19 protein-coding genes are annotated in these 24152 nt (G+C 69.0%); 11 read left to right on the top strand and 8 right to left on the bottom strand.

Going from position 1 to position 24152, the window contains the following annotated elements; translation table 11 throughout:
• Nucleotides 1–41: 41 nt before the first annotated feature.
• A complete protein-coding gene (locus CMC5_RS36090) occupies nt 42–344 on the bottom strand; it encodes a PilZ domain-containing protein (protein WP_050434659.1) in 303 nt (100 codons plus the stop codon).
• Between the two features lie 412 nt (nt 345–756).
• On the opposite strand from CMC5_RS36090, the gene CMC5_RS36085 reads away from it, so the two are divergent.
• The gene (locus tag CMC5_RS36085; RefSeq protein WP_156339117.1) at nt 757–1497 is read left to right on the top strand and encodes a tetratricopeptide repeat protein; all 741 of its coding nucleotides are present in this window, start codon (nt 757–759) and stop codon (nt 1495–1497) included.
• Nucleotides 1498–1698: 201 nt separating this feature from the next.
• The gene (locus CMC5_RS36080; RefSeq protein ID WP_050434657.1) at nt 1699–2313 is read left to right on the top strand and encodes an LOG family protein; all 615 of its coding nucleotides are present in this window, start codon (nt 1699–1701) and stop codon (nt 2311–2313) included.
• A gap of 86 nt (nt 2314–2399) precedes the next feature.
• Here CMC5_RS36080 and CMC5_RS48800 read toward each other — a convergent pair whose 3' ends face one another.
• Nucleotides 2400–4496 carry a choice-of-anchor X domain-containing protein gene (locus CMC5_RS48800; protein WP_050434656.1) on the bottom strand — a complete coding sequence of 699 codons (2097 nt, stop codon included), beginning with the start codon at nt 4494–4496 and terminating at the stop codon, nt 2400–2402.
• Nucleotides 4497–4646: 150 nt separating this feature from the next.
• Here CMC5_RS48800 and CMC5_RS36070 point away from each other — a divergent pair, with 150 nt between their 5' ends.
• The 3 genes from CMC5_RS36070 to CMC5_RS36060 all read left to right on the top strand — a co-directional run bounded on the left by CMC5_RS36070 (nt 4647) and on the right by CMC5_RS36060 (nt 7969).
• Nucleotides 4647–5672, top strand: a complete 1026-nt coding sequence (locus CMC5_RS36070; RefSeq protein WP_050434655.1) for a hypothetical protein — start codon at nt 4647–4649, stop codon at nt 5670–5672.
• Between the two features lie 134 nt (nt 5673–5806).
• A complete protein-coding gene (gene argE, locus CMC5_RS36065) occupies nt 5807–6961 on the top strand; it encodes an acetylornithine deacetylase (RefSeq protein WP_050434654.1) in 1155 nt (384 codons plus the stop codon).
• Nucleotides 6962–7333: 372 nt separating this feature from the next.
• The gene (locus CMC5_RS36060) at nt 7334–7969 is read left to right on the top strand and encodes a hypothetical protein (RefSeq protein ID WP_050434653.1); all 636 of its coding nucleotides are present in this window, start codon (nt 7334–7336) and stop codon (nt 7967–7969) included.
• A gap of 28 nt (nt 7970–7997) precedes the next feature.
• Here the strand turns inward: CMC5_RS36060 and CMC5_RS36055 are convergent, their stop codons facing one another.
• The 4 genes from CMC5_RS36055 to CMC5_RS36040 form a co-directional block, all read right to left on the bottom strand.
• Entirely contained in the window at nt 7998–9203 is a 1206-nt protein-coding gene (locus CMC5_RS36055; RefSeq protein WP_050434652.1) for a PAS domain-containing protein, read from the bottom strand.
• Between the two features lie 116 nt (nt 9204–9319).
• Nucleotides 9320–9727: a response regulator transcription factor gene (locus tag CMC5_RS36050; RefSeq protein WP_082363108.1), complete on the bottom strand. Its 408-nt coding sequence runs from the start codon at nt 9725–9727 to the stop codon at nt 9320–9322.
• Between the two features lie 134 nt (nt 9728–9861).
• On the bottom strand, nt 9862–12090 hold the full coding sequence (locus CMC5_RS36045) for a hypothetical protein (protein WP_050434650.1): 2229 nt from the start codon (nt 12088–12090) through the stop codon (nt 9862–9864).
• A 275-nt stretch (nt 12091–12365) separates the two neighbouring features.
• Complete coding sequence (locus CMC5_RS36040) at nt 12366–12770, bottom strand: PilZ domain-containing protein (protein WP_050434649.1); 405 nt, start codon at nt 12768–12770, stop codon at nt 12366–12368.
• A gap of 46 nt (nt 12771–12816) precedes the next feature.
• Here CMC5_RS36040 and CMC5_RS36035 point away from each other — a divergent pair, with 46 nt between their 5' ends.
• The 4 genes from CMC5_RS36035 (at nt 12817) to CMC5_RS36020 (ending at nt 18523) form a co-directional block, all read left to right on the top strand.
• Entirely contained in the window at nt 12817–14520 is a 1704-nt protein-coding gene (locus CMC5_RS36035; protein ID WP_050434648.1) for a class I adenylate-forming enzyme family protein, read from the top strand.
• Nucleotides 14521–14599: 79 nt separating this feature from the next.
• Nucleotides 14600–15697: a molecular chaperone DnaJ gene (dnaJ, locus tag CMC5_RS36030; protein ID WP_050434647.1), complete on the top strand. Its 1098-nt coding sequence runs from the start codon at nt 14600–14602 to the stop codon at nt 15695–15697.
• Nucleotides 15698–15802: 105 nt separating this feature from the next.
• Nucleotides 15803–16663, top strand: coding sequence for a pyruvate, water dikinase regulatory protein (locus CMC5_RS36025; RefSeq protein WP_245678022.1), 861 nt, complete (start codon nt 15803–15805; stop codon nt 16661–16663).
• Between the two features lie 96 nt (nt 16664–16759).
• On the top strand, nt 16760–18523 hold the full coding sequence (locus CMC5_RS36020) for a serine/threonine-protein kinase (RefSeq protein ID WP_050434646.1): 1764 nt from the start codon (nt 16760–16762) through the stop codon (nt 18521–18523).
• A 13-nt stretch (nt 18524–18536) separates the two neighbouring features.
• Here CMC5_RS36020 and CMC5_RS36015 read toward each other — a convergent pair whose 3' ends face one another.
• A complete protein-coding gene (locus CMC5_RS36015; RefSeq protein WP_050434645.1) occupies nt 18537–19688 on the bottom strand; it encodes a formylglycine-generating enzyme family protein in 1152 nt (383 codons plus the stop codon).
• Between the two features lie 200 nt (nt 19689–19888).
• Here CMC5_RS36015 and CMC5_RS36010 point away from each other — a divergent pair, with 200 nt between their 5' ends.
• Together CMC5_RS36010 and CMC5_RS36005 are read left to right on the top strand one after the other, a co-directional pair.
• Nucleotides 19889–21664, top strand: coding sequence for a vWA domain-containing protein (locus CMC5_RS36010; RefSeq protein WP_050434644.1), 1776 nt, complete (start codon nt 19889–19891; stop codon nt 21662–21664).
• Between the two features lie 110 nt (nt 21665–21774).
• The gene (locus CMC5_RS36005; protein ID WP_050434643.1) at nt 21775–22824 is read left to right on the top strand and encodes a serine/threonine-protein kinase; all 1050 of its coding nucleotides are present in this window, start codon (nt 21775–21777) and stop codon (nt 22822–22824) included.
• A gap of 139 nt (nt 22825–22963) precedes the next feature.
• On the opposite strand, the gene CMC5_RS36000 is transcribed toward CMC5_RS36005, so the two are convergent.
• A complete protein-coding gene (locus CMC5_RS36000) occupies nt 22964–24145 on the bottom strand; it encodes a lipid-transfer protein (RefSeq protein WP_050434642.1) in 1182 nt (393 codons plus the stop codon).
• Nucleotides 24146–24152 lie beyond the last annotated feature (7 nt).

Below are 24152 nucleotides of genomic sequence, written 5' to 3'. Positions count from 1 at the left end.
CACGCGCGCTCCGTCTCCTGCGCTCGGCGTGGGCGCAGGCGTCAGAGGTCGCTGACGAGCTTCATCAGGGCGTGCGTCTCGCGCGCCCCCATCACTCCGAATTGCACGCCCATCCCGTCGGGCTTCGTCCACCGCACCGTCGCGTGGATCACGGTGTTCGGTAGGCCCGGGAGCGGCATGTACAGCGTCAGCTTCGAGGCGAAGCGCGTCGGTGTGGTGGTCTCGATGAACATCCCCCCCAGGCTGATGTCGCGGCAGGTGGCCTCGATGCGGGCACCTTCCGCGGTCTCGAAAGCGACGGTGGACTGAACGAATTTGCGCGGGTGCTGTCGGTGGTCTCGCACAGATCTCCTTGGCAGCCACGCCGCGGTACACTAGCTCGCGTGAGGGGTCTTCTCGTCCCCTCACCGTGACCTAGTGATACCGAGCGTCGGGCCGGGCGCCACCTTTGGCGTGAACCGGCCTGCTGAGGTCGAAGCGTTGCCGCAATCGTCTCGATCGGGGAGCACACCTGTCAAGTCCTCGTCTCTTCAATCCGGCGGACCACGTCCGGGAGAGCGTGGGTGGCGCAGGCATATCGAAGGCTGGCAGCCCGCGGTCCTGGCGGTGTTCATCGCGGGCTCCGCGGCAATCCTTGCTGTTCCCCGGTCCGTCACGCCCCACGAGGTGCCGCTCCCTCTCGCCGACATGCGCGCACTCGGTCGGGTCATGGCGGCAGACAGCGCCTTGGCCGAAACGCTCGACCCATCCTCTTCCATGCCGCGCGTCCTCGACGTCGACGTTCGCGCGCTCGGCTCCGCCTTCCGCGTCTTCGGTCTCGCCGACGCGAAGCCCACCCGCCAGGACAGCGCGCTCGCGGCGGCCCGCAACGATCTCGTCGTGGCGCTCCCACCAGCGCTCGCCCGGGGAAAAGACGAGGTGCTCGCCCTCCGTGCCTGGCAGCTGCGCGCCTTCTTGCGCGCGGTGCGTCACTGGGAGACGACCGGGGAGGTGACCGAGGAGCTGCTGAGCCTGGCAGGCGATTTCCCGGGCCTGATGCGCAGGAGTGGCTGGGTGGAGCCGGAGGGGCGGCGCCTGCGGATCGACGACGTCGCGCTGACGGTGCTGTTCAAGAAGCGGTGGAACCGGGTGGTGGGCGTGCAGGGCGCCGACTTCGAGCCCACGCTCGACGAGGAGCGCGCCCTCTACCAGTTCTTGCTCCGCCATCCCGCCCACGACGCGTCGGCCCTCACGCCGTCGGCTCCCCTGTCCGTGCGCGCCGTCGTCGAGCGCCGCGCCGATGAGTACCGGCTGAAGAAGATCACCGAACTCGCCGCGCTCGATTCCACCTACCCGAGAGAGCTGGCGCGAGGCGTCGTGCTCTACCGCCTGGGGCAGTACGAGGCGGCCATCGAGGCGTTCCGCCGCCACCTCGACGCCCACGCCGATGGGCCGTACACCATCCGGGCGCGGAACTACCTGCGGGCTTCCCTCGAACAGGTGAACCGCGAGCCTTAGCGTTGCGGCGGCCGTGTGCGGCGGCGTGTCCAGGGGAGGGTTGCTCGAGGTGAGCCCGCAGCTCGAGAGGCGGTGGGGAGCGTCGAGCGGCTCGAGAGGCGGTGGGGAGCGTCGAGCGGCTCGAGAGGCGGTGGGGAGCGTCGAGCGGCTCGACGCACCAGGAGCGTTGCGTACGGCGAGGCCCTCGCTAGAGTCCGCGCCATGACTGGCAACCAGGATCCCGGCCGTGCGCTGCATCGATTTCGTCGCCTCTGCGTTTACTGTGGCTCCAGCGTCGGGGTGCGCCCCGAGTACGAGGAGGCCGCGCGTGGGCTGGGGGCTTTTCTCGCGGGCCGTGGCATCGGGCTCGTCTACGGCGGCGGTCGCGTCGGCCTGATGGGCGCGGTCGCAGATGGGGCTCTCGCCGCGGGGGGTGAGGTGATCGGCATCATCCCCGAGAAGCTTCGCGCACGGGAACTCGCGCACCTCGGCCTGACCGAACTCTTCGTCGTCGACAGCATGCATGCGCGCAAGACGATGATGGCCTATCTGTCGGACGGCTTCATCGCGATGCCGGGCGGGTGGGGCACGCTGGAAGAGACCTTCGAGGTCACCACCTGGGCGCAGCTCAACTACCACCTGAAGCCGGTGGGGCTGCTGAACGTGGGAGGGTACTACGACAAGCTGCTCGCGTTCGTGGACCACGCGGTGACCGAGGGCTTCATCCGGGAGGCCCACCGGGGGCTCGTCGTCTCTTCGTCGGATCCGGCCGACCTCCTCGAGCAGATGAGCCGCGTCGAGGTGCCCGAGCTGGGGCGCTGGATCGACAAGCCCTGATCTCCGCGCTCTCACGCCACGCTCTGACGAGCTGGGCGCCTGTCGCGCCCTGTCCATCGCGAGCGTGGCCTTTGCGAAGGGTCGCTTCAGCGCCGTCGTCGTCGGCCCAGCGTGACCACGCCTGCGAGGAGCGCGAGCCAGGGCGCCTTGGCAGGCTCCTGGGACGTGGAGCCGGCGACGCTGCAGCTGCAGCCGTCGTCCTCGAAGCCGCCTCCCGAGCCACCCGAGCCGGTGAATGCGCCCGAGCTGCTGCTGGAGGTGGTGGTCCCGCTCATGCCGCCGGCTCCACCGGCTCCGGCGTCGCCGCCCTGGCCGCCCGAGCCTCCGGCTCCGCTGCCGTTCCCTCCAGCGCCTCCGGCTCCACCGGCTCCTCCGGTGCCGCCGCCCATCCCTCCACTTCCTCCAGAGCCGCCCATGCCACCGCCAGAGCCGCCCATGCCACCGTCAGCGCCAGCGCCACCGCCTCCGCCAGAGCCGCTCATCCCGCCTCCGGCACCACCGCTCCCTCCTGCGCCGCCGCCCATGCCGCCGCTTCCACCCGAGCCGCCCATGCCGCCGCTTCCACCCGAGCCGCCCATGCCGCCGCCAGAGCCGCCAGCGCCGCCAGCGCCGCCCATGCCGCCGCTTCCACCCGAGCCGCCCTGGTCCAGCGAGCCTGGCGACGCCGTGGTGCAGGCTGCCCACGACATCGTGGCGTCCTCGCTCGTCTCATCTTCGCCTGTCACGCCGTTGCCCGGGGTCGATTGCAGTCCCTGGTCGGGCTCGACGCGGCAGGTGTTGAACACCGCTCCGAAGACTGCATTTCGCGCGTCGTTCCCGGGGGTGTCGTTCAGGTAGGTGCTGGCCGTCATTCCTTCATCGGGCCCGTCGATGGACACCCCCGTCTTGTTGACCGGAGGGTCCAGGGGAGACGACACCCCGACGTAGACGTAGTCCACGTCCTCCACGAGGTCGCTCACGCCGTTCCACGTGAACAGCACCACGGGTTCACCCTCGTCCCTCAGGCCGCGCGACGCGCCGATGGCGCCAGAGAAGGGGGCCACCATGTCGGGGACGCCAGGCAAGGAGATGGGGAGCCCGGCTCCGTACGTTCCATTCGTGGGGATCTCGTAGGTCGGCGCCACGCCCCAGCCGGAGAATGAGGCGTGGCCACAGCCGACGCGGAAACACTCGGCGCCGCTCAGCGCAATCGTCTGCACCGCGCCAGGCGGGATGATGGCGCCTGCCGGGAAGCGCACGACGAAATCGGAGCTGTCCGGGGCCGGCGGGCTTGCGAGCACCACCTGGTAGTACCCGGCGTGATCCGCCAGGTAGTAGTCCCCGAGGTCCACCGGTGCGCTGTTCGGGTTGTGGATCTCGATGAACTCTCCTGGCGTCGGAGCGGTCACCACCTCCGTCAGCAGTAGCTTCGCAGGGCGTGACACGCGCGCGCGCACTCGACCATGCAGCGCGTCCAGCTCGAGGGTGACGAGTTCCCCGGCCGCCGCGTTGATCTCTCCGTTCGACGAGTCTTCCGGATCGAAACTCCACCCGTTCGTGCCGAGCTTGGTGCCCCATGGTCCTTGCGCTGCGAACTTGAACAGCGCGCCGTTCAGCGCCGCGGGGGCGACGAAGCGGTACGTGTAGATCCCGTCCCCGGCCACCCGGTCGCCGTGCGTGCCGTCATCGCGGGCGACGGTGATCGTCGAGGCCGGGTTCCAGGCGGTGTCCCCCAGCATCGCTTGCCAGGGGCCGACGGCCACCCAGGCCTGGTTCGTTCCCGATGCCGTCCTCGTGCCCAGCCAGGTGTTCGAGGACGACTCCGTGGCGGGCGCGAAGCCGTGCGCGCCGAGGTCCCGGGTGTCGTAGTGGAACGTCACCACGTACGGGCCTGCGCCCCCGAGCGTGAACTTCAGGTTCTGGTTGCCCGAGGTTCCGAGGCCGCCATCGCTCAGATCGTTGCCGTTACGGGAGATCTTGTATTCGACCTGTCCCGTGGCCGCGAAGGTCACCGTGGCGCTGAAGATGCCGTCCCCAGCCACCGCATCGCCGGCGAGGCCGTCATCGTGCAGGGGGAGCCCGGCCCCGTTCGTCCAGTTCCCCAGCTCGGGGGCGCCACCCATCACCGACGGCGCGGCGAGCGCCACCCCGGGCAGGGCCAAGAACACCGTCACCCCCGAGCCAAGCCAACGCAGTCGACGCATGAAAACTTCTCCTCGGCGCAAGGGCGTCCAGTCCAGAAAGATGCCCGGATTCGGGCATCCTAGCCGGCGAAAGGCCTGCCGGGACAGCGCCACGGCGCGTCGCAAGGATCCGTCCCCACCCCTTCCCAGAAGAGGATATAAGGTGCCACTGTGCCGGACCTCGACACGATCTCGGACGCGGCCTACGTGGCCGCGGGCGCTGACTTTGCCTTCGTTCTGAACCGGAGTGGTCGCCTCCTCACCCGCCATGCCCCCAGGGACATGCCGCGCGAAGGACGCGACCGGATCACGAAGGCTGCGCTCGCGCTGAGCCAGGAGGCCCGGATCGGACACCTGGAGCTGCCGCGGGAGGACCTCGTGCCGTACGGTGGCGCGGCGCCCATCGAGGTCTACTTCGCGCTCGCGACGGGCGATCGGGTCCTCTGCGTGGTGATGCCCACCTGGGCCGCCCGCGAGGGGGTGTTCGCTGCGCTCGAAGCAGGCCTCGGCCAGCTGGAGGCGCCCTCGAAGCCGCCCATCCGCAAGCGCAGCGCCGTGGCCGGGCTGGCCTCGCTCGCCTCGGGGACGCCGCCGCGATCGCGGGCGCGCGCCGCGTCGTTGCCGCGCATCCCGACGTTTCCCGTGCCTGCATCCCCTGTGACGTCGCCGCGAGGGCCGCGACAGACGCTGCCGCGCCTCCCCGCCGAGGTCTCCATGCTCGACATTCGCATCGGTGAGGCCACGCTCGGGCGCGAGAGCCTCGCGGCCGTGGAGCGGGAGATGGGCATCGTCCGGGACTCGCTGCCGGATGTCCGTGTGTCGAGCGCGGCCGTGGGCAGGGAGACACTGGTCGCCATCGAGGCCGAGATCCGTGAGCTTGCGCGACCTGGCTCCGCGCCGGATGCCGTCCGTTTCGAGCTGGGTAGCATCAGCCGACAGAGCCTCCAGGAGATCGCGGATCTGGAAGCTCGGCAGGCCACGGCGGGACCACGCCCTTCCATGCCGCTCATCCGGCCCGCCCGGGTGACCCAGCCGTGGGTGGAGGCAGCCGAGGACGGCAAGCGCGCCTCCGACGCCGCTGCGCGAGCGCGGAAGGCCGCACCCCCCAAGCTGAGCGTCGCGGTGGTCGACCCCGATCCCGAGGTGCTGGAGGCAGCGCGCCTCGACCGGGGTAGGGTGGCTCGCAGGACGCGCTGAGCTCGGCCCCGGGGTTCAGGCGCTCGGGGCTCCGTCGATGGCGCTCCACGGCGTCTGCGTGTGGCTCGTAGAGCCCGTCGTCGGCAGGTTCACGTGCTCCGTGCATCGACCGCGCGCCTGTGGCACGGAGAGCCATGACCCCTCGCGAGATCCTGGCGCACCTGGTCCGTTTCCCGACCGTCTCGCGTGACTCGAACCTTCCTCTGCTCGACTTCGTCGAGGATCTGCTGCGCGGACACGGGATCTCCTGCGTGCGGGTCCCGAACGACGACGGCACCAAGGCCAACCTCTACGCGACCGTGGGGCCAGCGGTTCCTGGCGGCATCGTGCTCTCCGGCCACACCGACGTCGTGCCCGTCGACGGTCAACCCTGGGACACCGACCCCTTCACGCTCGTCGAGCGCGGCGGCCGTTTGCACGGGCGGGGCGCGGTCGACATGAAGGCGTTCATCGCGCTCGCCCTCGCGCTCGTCCCCGAGATGAAGGCGCTGAAGCGCCCCGTCCATCTGGCGTTCTCCTACGACGAGGAGGTGGGCTGTCAGGGGGCCCCGCGCATGATCCGTGAGATTTCTGCGCGCGTTCCGCGCCCCGCGGCGGTCATCGTCGGCGAACCCACCGGGATGCAGGTGGCGACGGCCCACAAGGGCATCGCCGTGTACCGCACGGTGGTCACGGGCCACGAAGCCCACTCCAGCCAGACCCATCGCGGTGTCAGCGCCGTCAGCACCGCTGCCCGGCTGATCACCTGGCTGGACGACCGCGCCCGTGAGCGCATGGCCTCGGCACCGAAGGACTCTGGCTTCGAGCCCCCTTGCACGACCATCCACGTGGGGAAGGTCCACGGTGGCACCGCGATCAACATCATCGCCCGGCACTGCGAGCTGTGGTGGGACGTCCGCACGCTCCCCGGAGACGATGCCGCGGCCATCGCTTCGGCCCTCACCGACTACGCCGAGGTGTCGCTGCTCCCGGAGATGCGACGGGTCGCTCCCGAGGTGGCGATCACCACCGAGGCCCTGCTCGGCGCCCCTCCTCTGCGCGATGAACCCGGGAGTCCTGCCGTCGCGCTGGCGCTGGCCTTGACCGGGAGCAACACCACGGGGCGCGTTCCCTTCGCCACGGAAGCGGGGCTCTTCCAGGAGGCCGGGATCCCTGCCGTGGTCTGCGGGCCTGGCTCGATCGACCAGGCGCATCAGCCGAACGAGTACATCACCCTGGAGCAGCTCGATGCGGGCGAGGCCTTCCTGCGGCGACTGATCGCGCAGCTCTCGGCTCGAGCGGAGAGCTGAACGCGCGAGGTACGCCACTGGGCTTCCTGGTGGCCCCGCGCGTCGACGTCATCCTCCGAAACCTTGCGTTTCTTCGGCCATTGCGGGGCGCAATGCCCCGATCAGGGTGCGGTCTGCGCTCCGCGGGCGACCACGGCACAGTAGCCGCTGCTGGAGAGCTGTGAACGAGGGATGACGCCGGGTCGGCCGACCACGTCAGCGTGTGGAGGAGGCGGCGCCCGAAATGACCGAAGAACGGAGATTTCTCCTCCTGTTTCCGCAGGTTTTTCGTGTGGGCACTGGAGTTGCATTGTCCCAGAAGGCAAGGCGCCCTGGATGAATGTCGTGGAGTCACTACGTTGGTCCAGCGCTGCCACTGAAAGAGAGGCCATCATGTCGGAGACCATCCAACTCACCCCCGCGCGCGCTGGCGTCGATGCTGGTCGCTGGCTTCGAGGGGTCCTCGTCGGGGCTGTGGGCATCGTCGTTGCGCTCGTGGGCACGGGGTGTGTGGCGACGGTGGGACCAGAGCCGGTCTACGTGGCGAGCACCGGGGGCTACGTGTACAGCGACGGGGACGTCGCCTACGTCGACACGGTGCCGGCCGACATCTATGCGTCCCCGACCGTCGTCTATGGCGGGACCAACGTGTACTGGGTGAACGGCCACTGGTACTACCCCTACGGGGGGCGCTGGGCGTACTACCGGCACGAGCCGCCGATGCTGTACCGTCAGCGCACCGCGTGGGTGGGGACGCCGGGCTATTACGGCCGGTACTACGGGACGTCGCACCGGGGACATTACCACCCGGGCTATGTCTATCGGGGGTCCAGCGTCGGGTATCACGCGCCAGCGCGTCCGGCCCCTCGTTATCAGGCCCCGGCGCGTCCGACTCCTCGTTATCAGGCCCCGGCGCGTCCGACTCCTCGTTACCAGGCGCCAGCGGCGCGCACGCCGTCTCGTCCTTCGCCGGCGACCCGGGCGCCCGTCTACCGCTCTGCGCCGGTGAAGGCGCGCCCGCAGCGCTGAACGCCACGGGCGTGGCGAGGCCCCGGACTCAGCGCGCCGGGGGTCTCGCCGCGCAACGCATGGCGTGCTGGATCCCGGCCTGGAGGGTTCCGAAGGTCAGCAGGTGGCTCATGTCGACGTCCAGCGTGACCAGCGTCGAGGCGACGTCGGGGCGGATGCCGGTGAGCGCGACGTCGACGCCGAGGAGCCGCGCCGCGCGGGCGGTGCGGAGCAGGGCGTCGGCGACCAGGGTGTCGATGACGCCGACCCCCGTGATGTCGAGGATGACCCAGTGGACCCTGCGTTCGCCGATGCCTTCGAGGAGCGTGGTCATCACCTGCTCCGCCCGCCGGCTGTCGACCACGCCGATGAGGGGCATGACCAGGATCTCGTCGCTGATGGGGATGAGGGGCGTGGACAGCTCGAGCAGGGTGGTGGCCTGCTGCTGGATGGTGCGCTCCGATTCCTTGCGCTCGGTGATGTCGTGCAGGCTCCCGTAGGCCTCGGGTGGGCCCCCTTCGGCGGCGCGTCCAAGCCTGGCTTCATCGTGGATCCAGCGGTAGCTGCCATCCTTGTGCAGCCACCGGTACTCGCGGTGGTAAGCGCCCCCTCTGGAGAGCTGCTCGCCCGCGGCGAGGGTGCCTTCGCGGTCGTCGGGGTGGATGCGGTCGTGCCAGAAGCGGGGGTCGCGGATGAAATCCTCGGCGGCGTAGCCGAACTGCTCGCGCACGTTCTCGCTGATGAAGGTCATGGGACGGCCCTCGTCGAGCGAGAAGGCGTAGAGGACGACGCCACTGGCGTGGAGAAGGTGCTGCAAGCGTTCGTGGGAGGTGCGTAGTGCCGCCTCTGCCTCTTCGGTGGCGCTGACGTCGTGGGCGAGGCAGTAAGCGAGGCCTTGTACCTGTACGTACGACTTCCAGGCGATCGAGGCGTACGTGCCGTCCTTGCGGCGGTAGCGGTTGGTGAACGGGATGAAGGTGCCACCAGCATTGAGGCGGGTGAACTCTGCGAGCGTGTGCTCGCGATCCGCCGGATGCACATAGTGGCTGAGTGGGTGGGCGCGGATCTCGTCGAGGGTGAAGCCCAGCGTGCGCTCCCAGCTCGCGCTGAGATCCAGGGAGACACCGGCAGGATCGGCGCAGATGAGGAGGTCCGACGTGGCCTCGAAGAAGTGAGCCCAGCCCTCGTCGAGCTGCTTCTGTCGTGCTGCGACGGCGTGCGGGGGCCCCTGGGGCGACGGATCTCGCTGCGACATGCTCTACCTTCCCGATCTCCATGGCCACGATGCGTGGCGTGCAGCGGTGCGCGAGGACGTCGCTGCAAGTCCACCCCCACCCATGCGGAGGGTACGCGCTGGAGGTGCAGGGACGGCTACCTGCCGGTGAGCACCTTCCGCACCTTCTTGCGCAGCTCGTCGAACTGGAAGGGCTTGGTGATGTAGTGCTTCGCTCCGGCCTGGATGCCGGCCACGATGTCCATGGGGGCCGATTTCGCGGTCAGGAAGATGACCGGGGTCTTGCGGTTGGGATCGCGCTCGCGGATGCGCTTCACCATGCTGATGCCGTCGAGCTTGGGCATCATCACATCGGTGATGATGAGCTCCGGTCGGGGCTCGTCGAAGGCCATCTCCAGGCCTTGCTGGCCGTTCATGGCCACGGCCACGTCGTACTCGGTGCCCAGAAAGCGGGCGATCATGAACGCGACGTCCTGCTCGTCTTCGACGACCAGGATGCGCTTTTTGATCTCGTCGACACCCGTCATCGCGGGTGATTGTGCCATCCAGTCGGCGGGTGGCTAGACAGGATCATGCCGATTCGACGGTCGGAGGAGCTCGTCACTCGCTGGTTTCGGAGCGTGAGGCGGATTTTTCCGCTCTGCTGAGCGATCCATCCTGTGAGCTGCCTCTCGGTGGATCAGGGGAGCTTCACGTTCCGCGGTAGCTCTGCCTTCATGGGAGGTGCGACGAGCTCGCGCGCAAGGTGGACCTCGAGCAGGTCGATGACAGGGCTTCTGGAGACGGCTCGGAGGCCCTCGGCTGCGGATGGGTCGCCCGCCACGCGCTTCGCCATGGCGGCGTAGAACTGGGCCTCGACGCGCTGGGCTGCGCTCTGAGCCGCTGTGCCGAGGTCTGCGTCGCTGAGTTTTCCAGCGGCCCAGGCGGCGAGCCTGCCGGTCCAGGAGCCGGACCTGGCGCCGCTGAGGGCGCGCTCGGCGGTGCCATCGGTCGGTGCGCGCTGCTGGCGCTCCAGGAGCGTGACCCAGAGGCCGCCATACACGAGATCGTCGCCTCCCGCGTTTTCCTCGATGCCTTGCCGGAGGGCAGCGCGTGCGGACCCGAGGTCGCCTCGGAGGAGGGCACGGCCGACGGCGTCCAGCATGGTCGCGCCGAGGATGGGTCGCTCCTGAGCGGCGAGGGCGAGGGCGCGTTCGTTGGCGCGGGCAGCACCGCGGGTGTCACCGTAGCCATCGAGGACGCGGGCGAGGACACGCTCGGCGCGGGACATCATGCCGGCGCCGCGGGCGCTCTGGCGAGCGGCGAGGACGGCGTCGAGGGCCGCATCGAGCGAGGTCTTGGCGGCGGCGGGATCGTTGGTCTCACGCTGCAGGTCGAAGGCGAGCAGGTGGGCCTCGGCGACGTCGTCGAGCGCCTCGCGGGCGTCGGGCGCGGCGAGGGCGCGGCGCACGGTGGCGAGGGCGCGGGTGGAGTCCCCGGCCTGGCGCTCGGCGAGCGCGGCGAGCGAGAGGCCGTTGACGGTGGGCTCGGCCTCGGTGGCGATTCGGAGCAAGGGCAGCGCTGCGTTCAGGTTGCCAGCGCGCAGCTCGACGGACGCCATCAGGAAGCGGGTGCGTGAGACGAGCGGCCCGCGCCCCGCTTTGTCGGCGAGGGCGAAGATTGGCGCTGCTGCGGTGTAGGTGCGTCGCACCGCGGCGATGTCATCCGCCTCGGCGTCTGCCGACATGGCGTGGAGGATGAGCCCCATGGTCCCGCCGAGCGCTTGCAGAGGGGGCTCTTTGCCGAGGGCCTGGCCCAGCACCAGAGGCACCGCCTCGCTCATGCCGAGTCGCACGAGGGATCGCGCGAGGAGAGCCGCACTCTGGAGGCTCTGCGGATCGCGCCGGTAGGCTTCCAGCGAGGCGCCCCAGAGCGCGCCTTCGAGCAGATCGCGTCCGAGGCCGCTCTCGTCCCCGCGGCTCGGCCCGCCCTCCTCGTCGTCGCCGTCGGCGTAACGGCCGAAGGCTCCCGCGATCGACTGCCAGGGCTCCGCGTCCTTGGTGGTCGCCGCGGCCTTGAGCCGCTCGTAGAGGCCAGGGGGGATGACCCGTCGCGCTCCGGAGCGGTCGATGCGATCGATGGCGCCGCGGGCGTCTCCATGCCGGAGGTACAGGGCGGCGAGCATGGCGCCGCCACTCTCGAGGGCCTGCTCGGCTTCCATGGCCTCGTCGCGCTCGGGGCGTTCGCCGCTCTGGCGGAAGTCGATGTTGAACTGGATGGCGGCGTCGATCCACGCCGCGAGCGCTGCGGCTGCGCTGTTGACCGACTCGGGTCGGGTGTCGACGAGGGCACGGCTCACCAGCGCCCGTTGCTCGCCACCGAGCTTGGCCAGGTTGCTGCCGGTGCGGGTCTCTTTCATCCACCGATCGATGACGGCGATGTTCTGTTCGACCTCGGCACGGGCGGGGCTGCCAGGGGGGAGCGCCGCGGCCCGCATCTCCAGCAAGGCGGCGGCGCGGCCCTCGTCGCCACGCTGGCTCACCTGGGTGATGGCGTCGGCGAGGGCGCGCGCCCCGGTCGCGTCGATCATCTCGGCGCGACCTTCGCCAGAGCGGATGAGGTACATGGCGCCGAGCACGCTGCGGAGCGCGCGTTCGGGGTGGCCTGAATCGAAGCGCGCGGCCGCATGGGCGAGTTGTCGGCGGACGGTGCCGACGAGCAGGCCGCTGCGCTGCGCGTTCGCCTCGCCGTTGCGGAGCAAGGAGAACAGGGTTGCAGAGAAGTCTTCGTCCCGGACTTCCACGGGGACGACGCGACCTTCGACGAGGTTCGGTGTCCTGGACTCGGGCGTGCCACCGGAGGCGCCGCATGCCGTGGCCGAAAAAGCGAGCGCGAGGGCAATGCAACGGAGCAGGGGAGAGCGGTGCATGTCGGGGTACACCAGTGTACACAGGCGGGGCGCTCATGCACGCACGGGACGCGCTGGGCCGGCCGGAAAGCGCTGCTGCTGCCCTGGGAAGCATGCTTGACGAGCGACGCTTTCGGACGAGGCCTGCCCCGAGAGACCCCATGATCTGGCGGCGACGCCTCCCGGGAGCGATGCGCTCTGGAACATGCGCGGCGTTCAGGAGGTGATGCTCTTGGTCGTCGATGTGTCCTGGAGAGCGTCGCAGGCGGCGAAGGCGACGCCGCCTCGAGAGCCCGCTACCGAGCCAGGTCGTCCACTTTCTTGCCGAGCAGGCGCGCTGCCAGGACCTCTCCCAGCTCGGAGGTCATGAGGCGTTCCACGACACGTTCGGTGTCGAGGCGCTCGGTGTCGTTGTTCCACTGGAACTCGATGCCCATGCCGGGTTGTCGATCGCCCCCGGCCTCCTCGGGGAGCACCACCCATTTCACGCGGCCGCGGATGCGCAGCGGTTCGTCGAGGCCGCGGATGCGCAAGGCGAAGATGAACTCCGTGCCGAGGCCGAGGGGGCGGTCGGTCCGGATGAAGGTGCCGCCCTTGGAGATGTTGCGGGTGTAGTCGGCGAAGAAGGTGTTGAGCCGCTTGTATTCGACGCTCAGCTCGATGGCCGAGCGGTTGGCCGAGCGTCGATCGGGGCTACTCACGTGGCGACACTACCACGGCCCGCCCTGGCGGGAGTAAAGTCGCTGGATGAAGATGCGCGAAGTGCTGGGGGGCGCGCAGGCGAGGGCGCGTTTCGCTGTCTGGAAGGCGCGGACCGCAAGCCGGGTGGTCGTGCAGACGGGGTTGCACACGGCGATGCACTGGCGCGGCGCGCGGTGCCTGGTGAGCGAGCTGCTCCGAGGGAAGTCGGGGCCGTCGTCGATCTTCAAGTTCCACGCGGAGAACACACCAGACGCGGTGGCGCTCGTCGATGCGCGCAGCTTCAGCGAGGCCGGTGGCGAGGACCGGACGTACTCATTTCGAGTGCTCGACGACGCCATCGATCGGCTGGGGTCCGTGCTGCACGGCTGGGGGATCGGGCCGGGGCGTGGCGCGCTGGTGATGCTCAAGAACCGGGCGGAGTTCCTGGTAGTGCAGCCCGCCGTGTCGCGGATCGGCGCGGCGGCGGTCTCGGCGTCCTGGCGGTCGACGGTGCCGGAGCTGGTCTACCTGGCGAGTCATTCGGGGGCGGGGGCCCTCTTCTTCGATGCCGAGCTGGCGGGTCTGATCGAGGAGGCGGCGCCACAGCTCTCGGGCATTGCGCGCGAGCGGATGATCGCCGTGGGAGGCGCTGTGCCAGGGTTCCGTTCCCTGGACGATGTGGTGGCTGGCGCGGAGGGGGGCGGGGCGCCGGACCGGAGCGAGGCTGGGTCGGTGGTGATGTACACCTCCGGCACGACAGGGAAGCCGAAGGGCGCGGTCCGCACGTTCCCGAAGGATGCTGCTGCGGCGACGCTGGCGTTCATCGGCGAGACGCCAATGCACGTGGGGGATACGCACCTCGTGGTCTGCCCGCTCTACCACGCGACGGCGTTCGCATTTGCGAGCATGAACTTCGTGGTCGGCGCGAAGGTGGTGGTGCTCCGGGAGTTCAAGCCGGAGCTGTTCATGGAGGCACTTCAGCGTTACCGGGTGACCTCGACGGCGGTGGTGCCGACCATGCTTCACCGGGTGATGGAGCTGGGGAAGGAGCGTCTTCGCCAGTACGACACCTCCTCGCTGCGCATGATCGTCGCCGGGGGGGCGCCGCTCCCAGCGCAGCTCGCGACGGAGGTGCTCGGAGCATTCGGTGACAAGCTCTACAATTTCTACGGAGCGACCGAGGTCGGTCTGGTGACCCTCGCCAAGCCGGCCGACCTGCATGCTGCGCCGGCGACCATCGGGAAGGCCGTCCCCGGCGTGGAGATCCGGCTGATCCACGAGTCGGGACGGGACTGTGCGATCGGTGAAGTGGGCGAGCTGTACGCGCGGAGCTTGCTGCTGATCGAGGGATACCACCGTGATCCGGAGGCCACGCGGGAGGCGACGCTGGATGGGTTCTTCACGGTCGGAGATCTGGCGCGACGTGACGCGGACGGTCGCTATTTCATCGAGGGACGCAAGCGGGACATGATCATTTCCGGCGGCGTGAACGTGTACCCCGCCGAGGTGGAGGCGGCGCTGCACGAGCACCCAGACGTCGCGGAGGCGGCCGTGGTGGGGGTGGCGGATCGCGAGTGGGGCGAGCGGGTGCGGGCCTTCGTGGTGCGGAGGCCCGGAACCGAGGTCACCGAGGAGTCGCTGAAGGAGCACTGCCGCGTCAGGGTGGCCAGGCCCAAGGTGCCTCGGGAAGTGGTGTTTCTGGACGAGCTGCCGCGGAACCCGACCGGCAAGGTGCTGAAGCGGGAACTCGTCCGCTGGGAGGCGACATGACGGAGGGGCTGCGGTGGCGCCGGGTCGTTTGGCGCCCGAGCTTCTGTCCCGCGAGCGCCCCCCATGCTATTCCCGCCTCGTGCGGGATCCGTACGATGTACTGAGCGTCGACAAGTCGGCGACGCAGGACGAGATCAAGGGCGCGTTCCGACGGCTGGCCGCTCAGCATCACCCGGATCGGAACCCGGATGACCCTGGAGCGCAGCAGCGCTTCAAGGAGGTCAACGCCGCGTACCAGATCCTGAGCGATCCTCAGAAGCGCGCGGCCTACGATCGCTTCGGCCCGGCCGTCGCCGGCGGGGCCGGGGGACCGTTCCAGGGGGTCCCCTTCGACGTGAACGACCTCAACCTGGACGCCATCTTCGGCGACCTGCTCGGCGCTCTCGGGTTCCGGCACGGCGACCGTGGGACGTTGCAGAAAGAGGTGAAGATCACGTTCGAAGAGGCGGCGTTCGGCTGCACGAAGGACGTGACCTACGAGCGCGTGGAGGCGTGCTCGGATTGCAGCGGCTCGGGGTCGGCGCCCGGGTCGACGCCAGAGCGCTGCTCGGCGTGCAGCGGTCGGGGGCGGGTGCGCGTACAGCAAGGCGTGCTGCCCATCGCGCTCGAGCGCGCCTGCGCGCGGTGCAGGGGAACAGGGCGGATCGTGATCGATCCCTGCAAGACGTGCAGGGGCGCCGGGCTCGTCACCAAGGAGCGCACCATCGAGGTCACCATGCCGGCAGGCGTGGAGAACGGGGCGACGCGCCTCGTCGAACGCGCCGGAAACGCACCCCGTCCCGATCGCGCAGCAGGGGATCTTGAACTCACGGTGCGCGTCTCGCCACACGAGCTGTTTCGGCGGGTGGGTGACGACATCGTCTGCTCGTTGCCCATCTCGTTCCCGCAGGCGGCGCTCGGTGGCGAGCTGGAAATCCCGACGCTCGAAGGGAAGGGAAAGCTGAAGATCCCAGCGGGGACGCAGCCGGGGATGGTACTTCGTGTCAAGGGGAAGGGGATACCGCGTCGCGTCATGGGCGGTCGCGGAGATCAGCTCGTCGAGGTGACCGTGGAGGTGCCCACGAAGCTGACGGCGCAGCAAAAAGAGCTGATCGCGCAGCTTGCGCGAGAGATGGGCGAAGGTGTGCATCCGCAACAGGCGTCCTTCATGGATCGGTTGAAGGGTCTGTTTGGCTGATGTCTTCGTGCGCGCACCGCGGGACTACGATAAGACCTGACGAGCGTGGCAGGCGGAGCGAGAGGCTCCAGTCGGCCGCAGTCCTGCATCCAGATCGAGGTCTTCGTGGCTGTCTTGCTGAGCGACAAACCCAAGTACATCGACGTTCTGAGTGACTCGACGGGCGAGACGGCCGAGAAGGTCGTCCGTGCCGCGCTGCTCCAGTTTCCCGAGGCGGGTGTGCAGATCCGGCTGCACACCCGTGTGCGCACGCAGGAAGTGGCACGTCCGGTGCTGGAGCGTGCGGCAAAGGAAGGCGCGCTGGTGGTCTTCACCGTGGTGAGCCCCGAGCTTCGGGAGTTCGTCTACGGCCTGACGGCGGACCTCCAGGTCGAAGCCATCGACATCATCGGCTCCCTCATCGGCCGGTTGGGGACGTTCCTCGATCGCGAGCCGATCAACCTGCCGAGCGCAATGCTGCCGCTGACCGAGGAGTACTTCCGTCGGATCGAGGCCGTCGAGTTCGCGGTGAAGAGTGACGACGGCAAGGAGCCGCGCAACTTCAAGAAGGCCGACGTGGTGCTCATCGGGGTGTCGCGCACCTCGAAGACCCCGCTGTCGACGCTGCTCGCGCAGCGTGGTCTGAAGATCGCCAACCAGCCGCTGGTGCTCGGGGTGCCGCCGCCCATCGAGCTGCTCGATGCTCCCCAAGACCGGGTCGTCGCGCTGACCATCGGCCTGGAGCAGCTCTGCGAGATCCGTCAGGCGCGTCTGCGGCAGCTCGGGATGCCTCCGGAGACCAACTACGCGATGCGAGAGCACGTGCGCCAGGAGCTGGAGTACGCGAACTCGATCTTCCGCGCACACCCGGAATGGCCCGTGGTCGACGTCACGGGGCGGGCGATCGAGGAGACGGCGGTGATCATCCTCGAGCACATGAAGGAACGCGATGAGCGTGCCAAGGCGGCTCGTGCGGGGTTGAGATAGGACATTGACGGGGTAGGGCATTGTCTGCCCTGCCCCCCGTCAGTTCACCGGGTCCCCGATGGTATCGCGGGCGACCACGCGATACGCTGTCGCGCGATGCGTCAAGGCACGCTCATCGCCGGCAAGTACCGCTTGCAACACCTGCTGGGCGACGGCGCTGCTGGCGAGGTATGGGCTGCGCTCAACGAGCGCACCGATCGCGAGGTTGCGATCAAGCTCATCACGGGCGGCGACTCGGAGCTGCGTGAGCGCTCGATCCTGGAGGCAAGGATCCTCGGGCGCGTCAGCCACCGCAATGTGGTCGAGGTGCTCGATGCGGGAGAGGCGGCTCGCGGCGAGCCCTTCCTGGTCATGCCGCGCCTTGCAGGCGAGACGCTTGCCGAGCGGCTGAAGCGGGAGCGACGGATCGCGCCGATGAAGGCCGCAGCGATCGCTCTGGAGGTCGCCCGAGGGTTGATCGCGGCGCATGCGCTGGGGGTCATCCACCGCGACCTCAAGCCATCGAACATCTTCCTGCACCGTGACCCGGAGACGGGGCTGGATCAGGTGAAGGTGCTCGACTTCGGCGTGGGAAAGTTCCTGGTTGGCGATGGCCCGCCGATGACGCGAACGGGAGAGATCGTGGGCTCTCCGGCCTACATGAGCCCGGAGCAGGCGAAAGCAGACAGGGGAATCGATCACCGGACCGATGTGTGGTCCCTGGGGATCGTGCTGTTCGAGATGCTCGCGGGGCGAAGGCCCTTCACGAACAAGAGCATCTCGGTGATCGCCGACATCGTGTCGGCGCCGATCCCGCAGCTTTCATCGCTGCTCCCGGAGCTGGATCCTCAGCTCGCGCAGGTGGTCTCGCGCTGCATGGTGCGGGAGGTAGCGCAGCGGGTGCAGTCCGCGGAGGAGCTGGTGGGGCTACTGAAGCCCTGCGCGGGCGCCGAGGATGTCTGGGGAAGCTCGGAGAGCTGGCGCCGTCCGCCGATCTCGTCGTCCAGTGGCGTGGCGGTCTCCGGGAACGGGACCGCCATCATGGTGCTGCCAGGAGCCGCGGATGAGGACCAGATCGCGACCGTCGCCCAGGCGCCGGCGGTGCGGGAGGAGGACGCCGCGACGGTACCAGCGTCGAGTTTCAGGCCCGTACCGCTGACGTTGCTGGATCCATCGGGACCCTCGAAGTTGTGGCGTGACTCGGTGGCTGCGGCGGCGCGCGTCCAGCCCAGCAGTGGCGCTGCGGTGGGCACGCCGCTCGCAGCATCCTTGCCGGCTGCGCCATCCGCTTCGGGACCGGCAGCGATGGGGTCGGGACCAGCAGCGATGGGGGCCGCTCCAGCGTCGGCTCCGAGGCCCTCATCGACACCGGGAGGGGTGATGCCTCCCGCACCGATGCCTCCCGCGCCGATGGCACCTGTGGCAGCACCGGTCGGGACCCCCCAATCCAGGCTGTCTCCCTCAACGCCGGTCGGGACACCCGTCCCGAGCACGCCGGTGCCTGCGCCGGTCGGGACTCCCCTTCCGGTGCCGGCTTCGGCGTTCGGGGCGCGAGCGGTCTTGCCGAGCCACCCCGCGATGCTTTCGGCTCCCCTCCAGCCGCGTTACCCGGCCTCGAGCCTCTCGACCGGCGAAGGGCCGTCGTCCGCGCCTTCCCGGATGACCGCCTCGTCCGGTGTCGAGTTCCAGGCGATGACGCCCTCCTCGCGGAACGTCGCTCCGCGGACGCGGTGGACCGTGCTCGTGCTGGTCGGTGCGGGGAGCGCGCTCACGGTGGCGGTGGTCGTGGCGCTGGTGATCGGGATCGGACACCGCCTCGCGTCGACGCGAGGCAGCGTGGTGTCTCAGCCCTCCGCGGCGGCGAGCGGGAGTCCGAAGTAATCGCTCGCGGTCGTCAGAGGTCGCGGGCGCATCGAGCGCCCACGTGACGATAACGACCCGCGACATCACCCACGATGGGGGGCGCCTTGTTCCGGTAGGCAGCGAGGAGAGGGGTGGCCGGGCTGATGAAGCCGCCGCCACGAAGCACGCGCTCCGTTCCGAGGTCGACGCTGGCGCAGTCGACGCAACCGGGCGTGAAGTTCGCGACGAACCAGTCGAGCGTCCACTCGGTCATGCTTCCGGCGAGATCGGTGTGGCCCCAGCGCCCGTTTCCACCGGGGGAGCGGGAGCCGACGGCAGAAATGAAGTCGGCGGAGCAGTTGCCCTGGAGGCAGCCATAAACGGCGCGGGTGTCGTCGATGCCCGAACCCCAAGGGTACTCTCGCTGCTGGTCTCCCCCTGCCGCAGCGTGGTTCCACTCCGTCTCGGTGGGCAGGCGACCACCATCCCAGGCGCAGAATGCGAACGCCTCGAACCAGCTGATGCAGTTCATCGGCAGGGCTTCATTCGGACCCGGGGCGTCGGTCCATGTGGTGTGCACATCGTGGCAGCGGATGCGGGTGCGCAACACGGAGGTACTGGTCGGCAGGGCGATGTTCCACTCTGTCCTCCAGCCACTGTTGGAGATGCGCGGGTGCCTCCCTGCGGTGATGGCCGGGGGGGCCTCCTGCGTGCCCTGGCCAGCGTCGACGAAGGCACGGAAGCGGCCGACGGTGATCTCGTACACGTCGAGCTGGAAGTCGCCGACCGTGGCGGGAGGTGACGGGTAGTCGAAGGTGACGCCGTCATACCCGGGGCGGTAGGTGCCGCAAGGGACGAGGTGGCTCGCGCAGCAGCTCGTCCCCTCGGGACCACAGTGAGCCCCTGTGCCCGGGGCGCCGCTGGTGCAGCTCGGTGGCGTCGGCGGCTGCACATCCGACGAACCACACAGCGGTTCCTGAGGACCACCACCCCCAGGGCCTGCGCCACCTGTTGCGTCGCCGCCTCCTGTGGCTCCGCCGCCAGCATCACCGCTCCCCGCGTCGCCCCCATGGCCTCCATCGCCATGGCTGGAGGGGCCTCGCGCCGCCTCATCCCCGGAGCACGCTCCAGCGAGGAACGCCCCTACCAGCAGCGTGCCACCCCACCCGAGCCAGTCGAAGCGAGCATCCCAGAGAGCACCCATGGAAGGCCACGGTTCACGATGACGCTTGGTCTGTCAACGCGCCCTCTCGGGCCCTCCGAGCCAAACGCTCTCCGGGCGAGGGCGCGGCGGCTTCTCGGCGGCTGGAATCGGCTGTCACGGCCGGGCTGAGAGGTTTCCGGCGCGGAGCTGTAAGGTCTCCTCGAAGGCATCGTTCTCTGCGCGCACCCAGGAGGAATCCCATGCGCGCACGCACCGTGAAGCTCGTCGTCTCGACCATGATCCCTGCACTGCTCGCCGGCTGTGGCGCTGCGCCCGAGAAGTCGTTCTCCGCGAGCCCGTCCTCGCCAGAGAGCGGCCGGCGCACGACGGCAGGTGCAGCCGTCTCGGCGTCGGACATGCTGGCTGCACCAGAGCAGGTGGCCATGGCGGACGAGAGCTCGGTCAGCGTCGCAGCGGCGCCTGCGCCCCCTGCTCCGCCGCCGCCTCCTCCTGCGCAGGCTCCCTCGAAGGTCGCCAAGGAGGATGCCCGCCGGCTGGAGGGACCGCAGGAGAAGAGCGCAGCCGAGGCCAAACTGGCTGCTGCGCCCGTGCAGGAGCCTGGTGTCGTCGCCGCGCCGCCTCCGGAGACGCCGGGCCGCGAGGGCTACACGGACTATGGCGTGAACCCGTTCACCGACCCGTTGAAGGATCGCTTCTCCACCTTCGCGGTCGACGTCGACACGGCTTCGTATGCGATCTCGCGCCGCAAGATCATGGAAGGCACGCTGCCTCCCTTTCAGGCGGTGCGGGCAGAGGAGTTCCTCAATTACTTTCAGTACGGCTACGTGACGCCGAAGAGTGGGCCGTTCGCCGTCCACCTCACGGCCGCGCCCTCGCCCTACACCCAGGGTCACCACCTGCTCCGAGTCGCCGTGCAGGGCAAGCGGATCTCGTCCTCGGAGAGGAAGCCAGTCCACCTGGTGTACCTCGTCGACACCAGCGGCTCGATGGAGTCGGCGGACAAGATGGGGCTGGCGAAGAAGTCCCTCCGCTTGCTCACCGACTCGCTGCGAAAGGGAGACACGGTCGCGCTCTGCACCTATGCGGGGAGCGTCCGCGAGGTGCTCGCGCCGACGGGCATCGAGCAGCGGAGCAAGATCCTCGCGGCGATCGACGACCTCTCGGCGAGTGGTTCGACGGCGATGTCGAGCGGGATCGATCTCGCTTACAACCTCGCGCAGCGCACCCTGGTGCCAGGTCACGTGAACCGGGTGATGGTGCTGTCGGACGGGGACGCGAACGTCGGGGCGACGTCACACCAGGAGATCCTGAAGACCATCAAGCATGCCAGGGACAAGGGCATCACCCTGTCGACCATCGGCTTCGGGATGGGGAACTACCAGGACACGATGATGGAGCGGCTCGCGAACGAGGGGAACGGGAACTACTACTACATCGACAGCGAGACGCAGGCGCGGCGGGTGTTCTCGGAGCAGATCGACGGGACGCTGGAGGTGATCGCGCGCGACGTGAAGATCCAGGTGGAGATCGATCCCGACCTGGTGAAGACCTACCGGCTGATCGGCTACGAGAATCGCGACGTGGCCGACAAGGATTTCCGGAACGACAAGGTGGACGCTGGGGAGATCGGGTCGGGGCACAGCGTCACGGCGTTCTACGAGCTGGAGCTGCGGAGCGGGAAGGTGGCGGCAAAGGCGCCGGTCGTCGTTCGGCTGCGCCACAAGACGCCTCTGGGATCCGATAAAGCGGACGAGACGCTGGTGCGGATGGATCCGAGCGCCATGGCATCGAGCTTCGAGGCTGCCCCGGCCAACTTCCGGTTCGGTGCGGCGGTCGCGGGGTTCGCCGAGATCCTGAGGCAGAGCCCGCATGCGCGAAGCTGGAAGCTCGCGGAGGTGGAGCGCATCGCGGTGTCGGCCGCTGGCCAGGCGCAAGAGCAGCAGGAGTTCATCAACCTGGTGCGGCGCGCCGGGTCGCTCTCGGAAGGTCGGGGTGGGGCGCTCGTCGCGAAGTAGCCCGGCTCGCTCGGGGCGGGGCTCTCCGCCGATAAGCCCTGGATCTCCGAGGCCTTCCAGGCGAGACTCCGGCGCCTGAACGCGATGGCTGGAGGCGGAGGCGGGCCAGGATGACGGTGGACGGGCAGCTCGCGGGCGGCGCAGTGAGCGACGTGGCGCGGGCGCGCGCGATGGCCTTTCTCGGTCGCTCCATCCTCGATCGTTACAAGGTGGAGGATCTCGTCGCCATGGGCGGGCTGGCGGCGGTGCTCCGCGCCAGGGTGATCGGTAACGGCGAGGAGGTCGCGCTCAAGATCCTTCACCCGGATACCGAACAGCTCCCCGAGCTGGTCGATCGCTTCAAGCGAGAGGCGATCGCCGGGCGGCACATCTATCACCCGAACGTCGCGGCAGTGCACGAGGTCATCCAGCTCGAGGACGGGACCTGGTGCATGGTGATGGAGTACGTGCGTGGGGTGACGCTGCGCTCGCTCATCGAGCACGGGCCGATGCAGCCGCTCCGCGCGGCGAAGATCGCGCGGCAGATCGCCGTCGGGCTGAACGCGGCGCACGACATGGGCATCATCCACCGCGACATGAAGCCGCTGAACGTGATGGTCTGCGCAGGACCTGACGGCGGCGACGAGGTGGTCAAGGTCATCGATTTCGGCCTGGCCCGCGTGCCGGTGGACGAGCTGCGCGTCGGTGTCGAGGCGAACCACGAGCTGACCCAGGCAGGGGTGGTGATGGGCACGATGGCCTACCTCGCACCCGAGGCCGCCCTCGGGATGCGCTCCATCGACAAACGCTCCGATCTCTACGCGCTGGGCGTGGTGCTCTACGAGATGCTCTCTGGACTTCACCCGTTCGATGCGGCGACGCCGAGCGAGATGTTCGCGAAGCACCGGAAGGCGCCGGTCCCCCCCATCAAAGAGCGCGCGCAAGGCGTGCGTGTGCCGCAGACCCTGGAGACGCTGGCGAGGAAGCTTCTGGAGAAGGATCCGGAGGAGCGAAGCCCGAACGCGCGCGCGGTGATCGCTGCACTGGACGCGACGATTCGAGAGCTCGAAGAGGATGCCACGGGGGGCGTGCTGCGCGGATGGCGCATGGTGGTCGCTGCTGGTGGTGTGGGGGTGATGCTCGCAGCAGGGATTGCGGCGTACCTGCTCGCTGGTAGATGAGCGCTCGTCGCGAACTCATTTGCGGTGGGTGATGTGAAGGAACGCCTGCACCGACGCAGACGAGGAACATCGCGTTCCCGGGGGCCGGCGTGCCGTGCGTGCGAAGTGCTGGGCGGCCGGCCCTCGGGACGTATGAAGCTCAGTCGCGTCGGTACATGGTGACGACGCAAGCGCCACCGAGGCCGAGGTTGTGCTGGAGCGCGACCTTCGCGCCCTCGACCTGTCGCTGATCGGCCTTACCGCGGAGCTGCCACACGAGCTCGGTGCACTGGGCGAGGCCCGTGGCGCCAAGGGGATGGCCCTTGGAGAGCAGGCCGCCCGAAGGGTTCGTGACGTACTTGCCGCCGTAGGTGTTGTCCTCGTCCCAGATGAACTTCTCGGCCTCGCCCTCCTTGCACAGCCCGAGTGCCTCGTACGTGAGCAGCTCGTTGGCGGTGAAGCAGTCGTGCAGCTCGACGACCTTGACGTCCTCGGGACCAAGGCCTGCCTTCTGGTAGACCTTCTTCGCGGCGAGTGCGGTCATGTCGTAGCCGATCATCTTGATCATGCTCTGTTCGCCGAAGACCGAGGGCACGTCGGTGGTCATGGCCTGCGCGGCGATCCAGACCGGGTTCTGGATGCCCTTGCGGCGCGCGTAGTCTTCGGAGCAGAGCACCGCGGCGGCTGCCCCGCAGGTGGGCGGGCAGCACTGGTAGCGGGTCAGCGGATCGAAGACCTCGGGAGAGGCCATGATCTCGTCGAGGGAGAGGACCTGGTTGAACAGGGCGTAAGGGTTCTTCGACGCATGCTTGCGTGCCTTCTCGGCGATCTTGCCGAAGGTCTCCCGCTTGGTGCCGTACTTCCAGCGGTACTCACGGCCAGCCCCACCGAACATCTGCGCGGTGGGCGGCGCATCGCCGAAGCCCTGCACGTCGCTCATCAGGCCGACGTGCTTGTCCATCGGGTTGGTGCGATCGGTGAACTTCGACGCGAGCGCGCCCTTCTCCATCTGCTCGAAACCAAGGGCGAGCACGCATTCGGCGAGCCCTCCCTCGATGGCCTGCCGCGCCAGGTAGAGCGCGGTGGAGCCGGTCGCGCAGTTGTTGTTCACGTTGACGATGGGGATGCCGCTCAGGCCCACCTCGTACAGCGCGCGCTGACCACACGTGCTGTCGCCGTAGACGTAGCCCGCGTAGGCCTCCTCGACGTCCTCGTAAGGAACGCCCGCGTCTTCGAGCGCGGTCCGGGCCGCCTTCGCGGCCATCACGTTGTAATCGTCGCTGGCGCCGGGCTTCTGGAACTTCACCATCCCCACGCCGATCACGTTGACTCGTCGACTCATGGCAACC

The organism is Chondromyces crocatus (assembly GCF_001189295.1).
Taxonomy (GTDB): domain Bacteria; phylum Myxococcota_A; class Polyangia; order Polyangiales; family Polyangiaceae; genus Chondromyces; species Chondromyces crocatus.
This window is presented reverse-complemented; position numbering and strand designations above follow the sequence as displayed.

Coding starts and splice junctions, on each gene's coding strand:
- CMC5_RS36085 (WP_156339117.1), top strand. CDS start 757: ATGCCGCGCGTCCTCGACGTCGACGTTCGCGCGCTCGGCTCCGCCTTC.
- CMC5_RS36080 (WP_050434657.1), top strand. CDS start 1,699: ATGACTGGCAACCAGGATCCCGGCCGTGCGCTGCATCGATTTCGTCGC.
- CMC5_RS48800 (WP_050434656.1), bottom strand. CDS start 4,496: ATGCGTCGACTGCGTTGGCTTGGCTCGGGGGTGACGGTGTTCTTGGCC.
- argE (WP_050434654.1), top strand. CDS start 5,807: ATGACCCCTCGCGAGATCCTGGCGCACCTGGTCCGTTTCCCGACCGTC.
- CMC5_RS36060 (WP_050434653.1), top strand. CDS start 7,334: ATGTCGGAGACCATCCAACTCACCCCCGCGCGCGCTGGCGTCGATGCT.
- CMC5_RS36055 (WP_050434652.1), bottom strand. CDS start 9,203: ATGTCGCAGCGAGATCCGTCGCCCCAGGGGCCCCCGCACGCCGTCGCA.
- CMC5_RS36050 (WP_082363108.1), bottom strand. CDS start 9,727: ATGGCACAATCACCCGCGATGACGGGTGTCGACGAGATCAAAAAGCGC.
- CMC5_RS36045 (WP_050434650.1), bottom strand. CDS start 12,090: ATGCACCGCTCTCCCCTGCTCCGTTGCATTGCCCTCGCGCTCGCTTTT.
- CMC5_RS36035 (WP_050434648.1), top strand. CDS start 12,817: ATGAAGATGCGCGAAGTGCTGGGGGGCGCGCAGGCGAGGGCGCGTTTC.
- CMC5_RS36020 (WP_050434646.1), top strand. CDS start 16,760: ATGCGTCAAGGCACGCTCATCGCCGGCAAGTACCGCTTGCAACACCTG.
- CMC5_RS36015 (WP_050434645.1), bottom strand. CDS start 19,688: ATGGGTGCTCTCTGGGATGCTCGCTTCGACTGGCTCGGGTGGGGTGGC.
- CMC5_RS36010 (WP_050434644.1), top strand. CDS start 19,889: ATGCGCGCACGCACCGTGAAGCTCGTCGTCTCGACCATGATCCCTGCA.
- CMC5_RS36005 (WP_050434643.1), top strand. CDS start 21,775: ATGACGGTGGACGGGCAGCTCGCGGGCGGCGCAGTGAGCGACGTGGCG.
- CMC5_RS36000 (WP_050434642.1), bottom strand. CDS start 24,145: ATGAGTCGACGAGTCAACGTGATCGGCGTGGGGATGGTGAAGTTCCAG.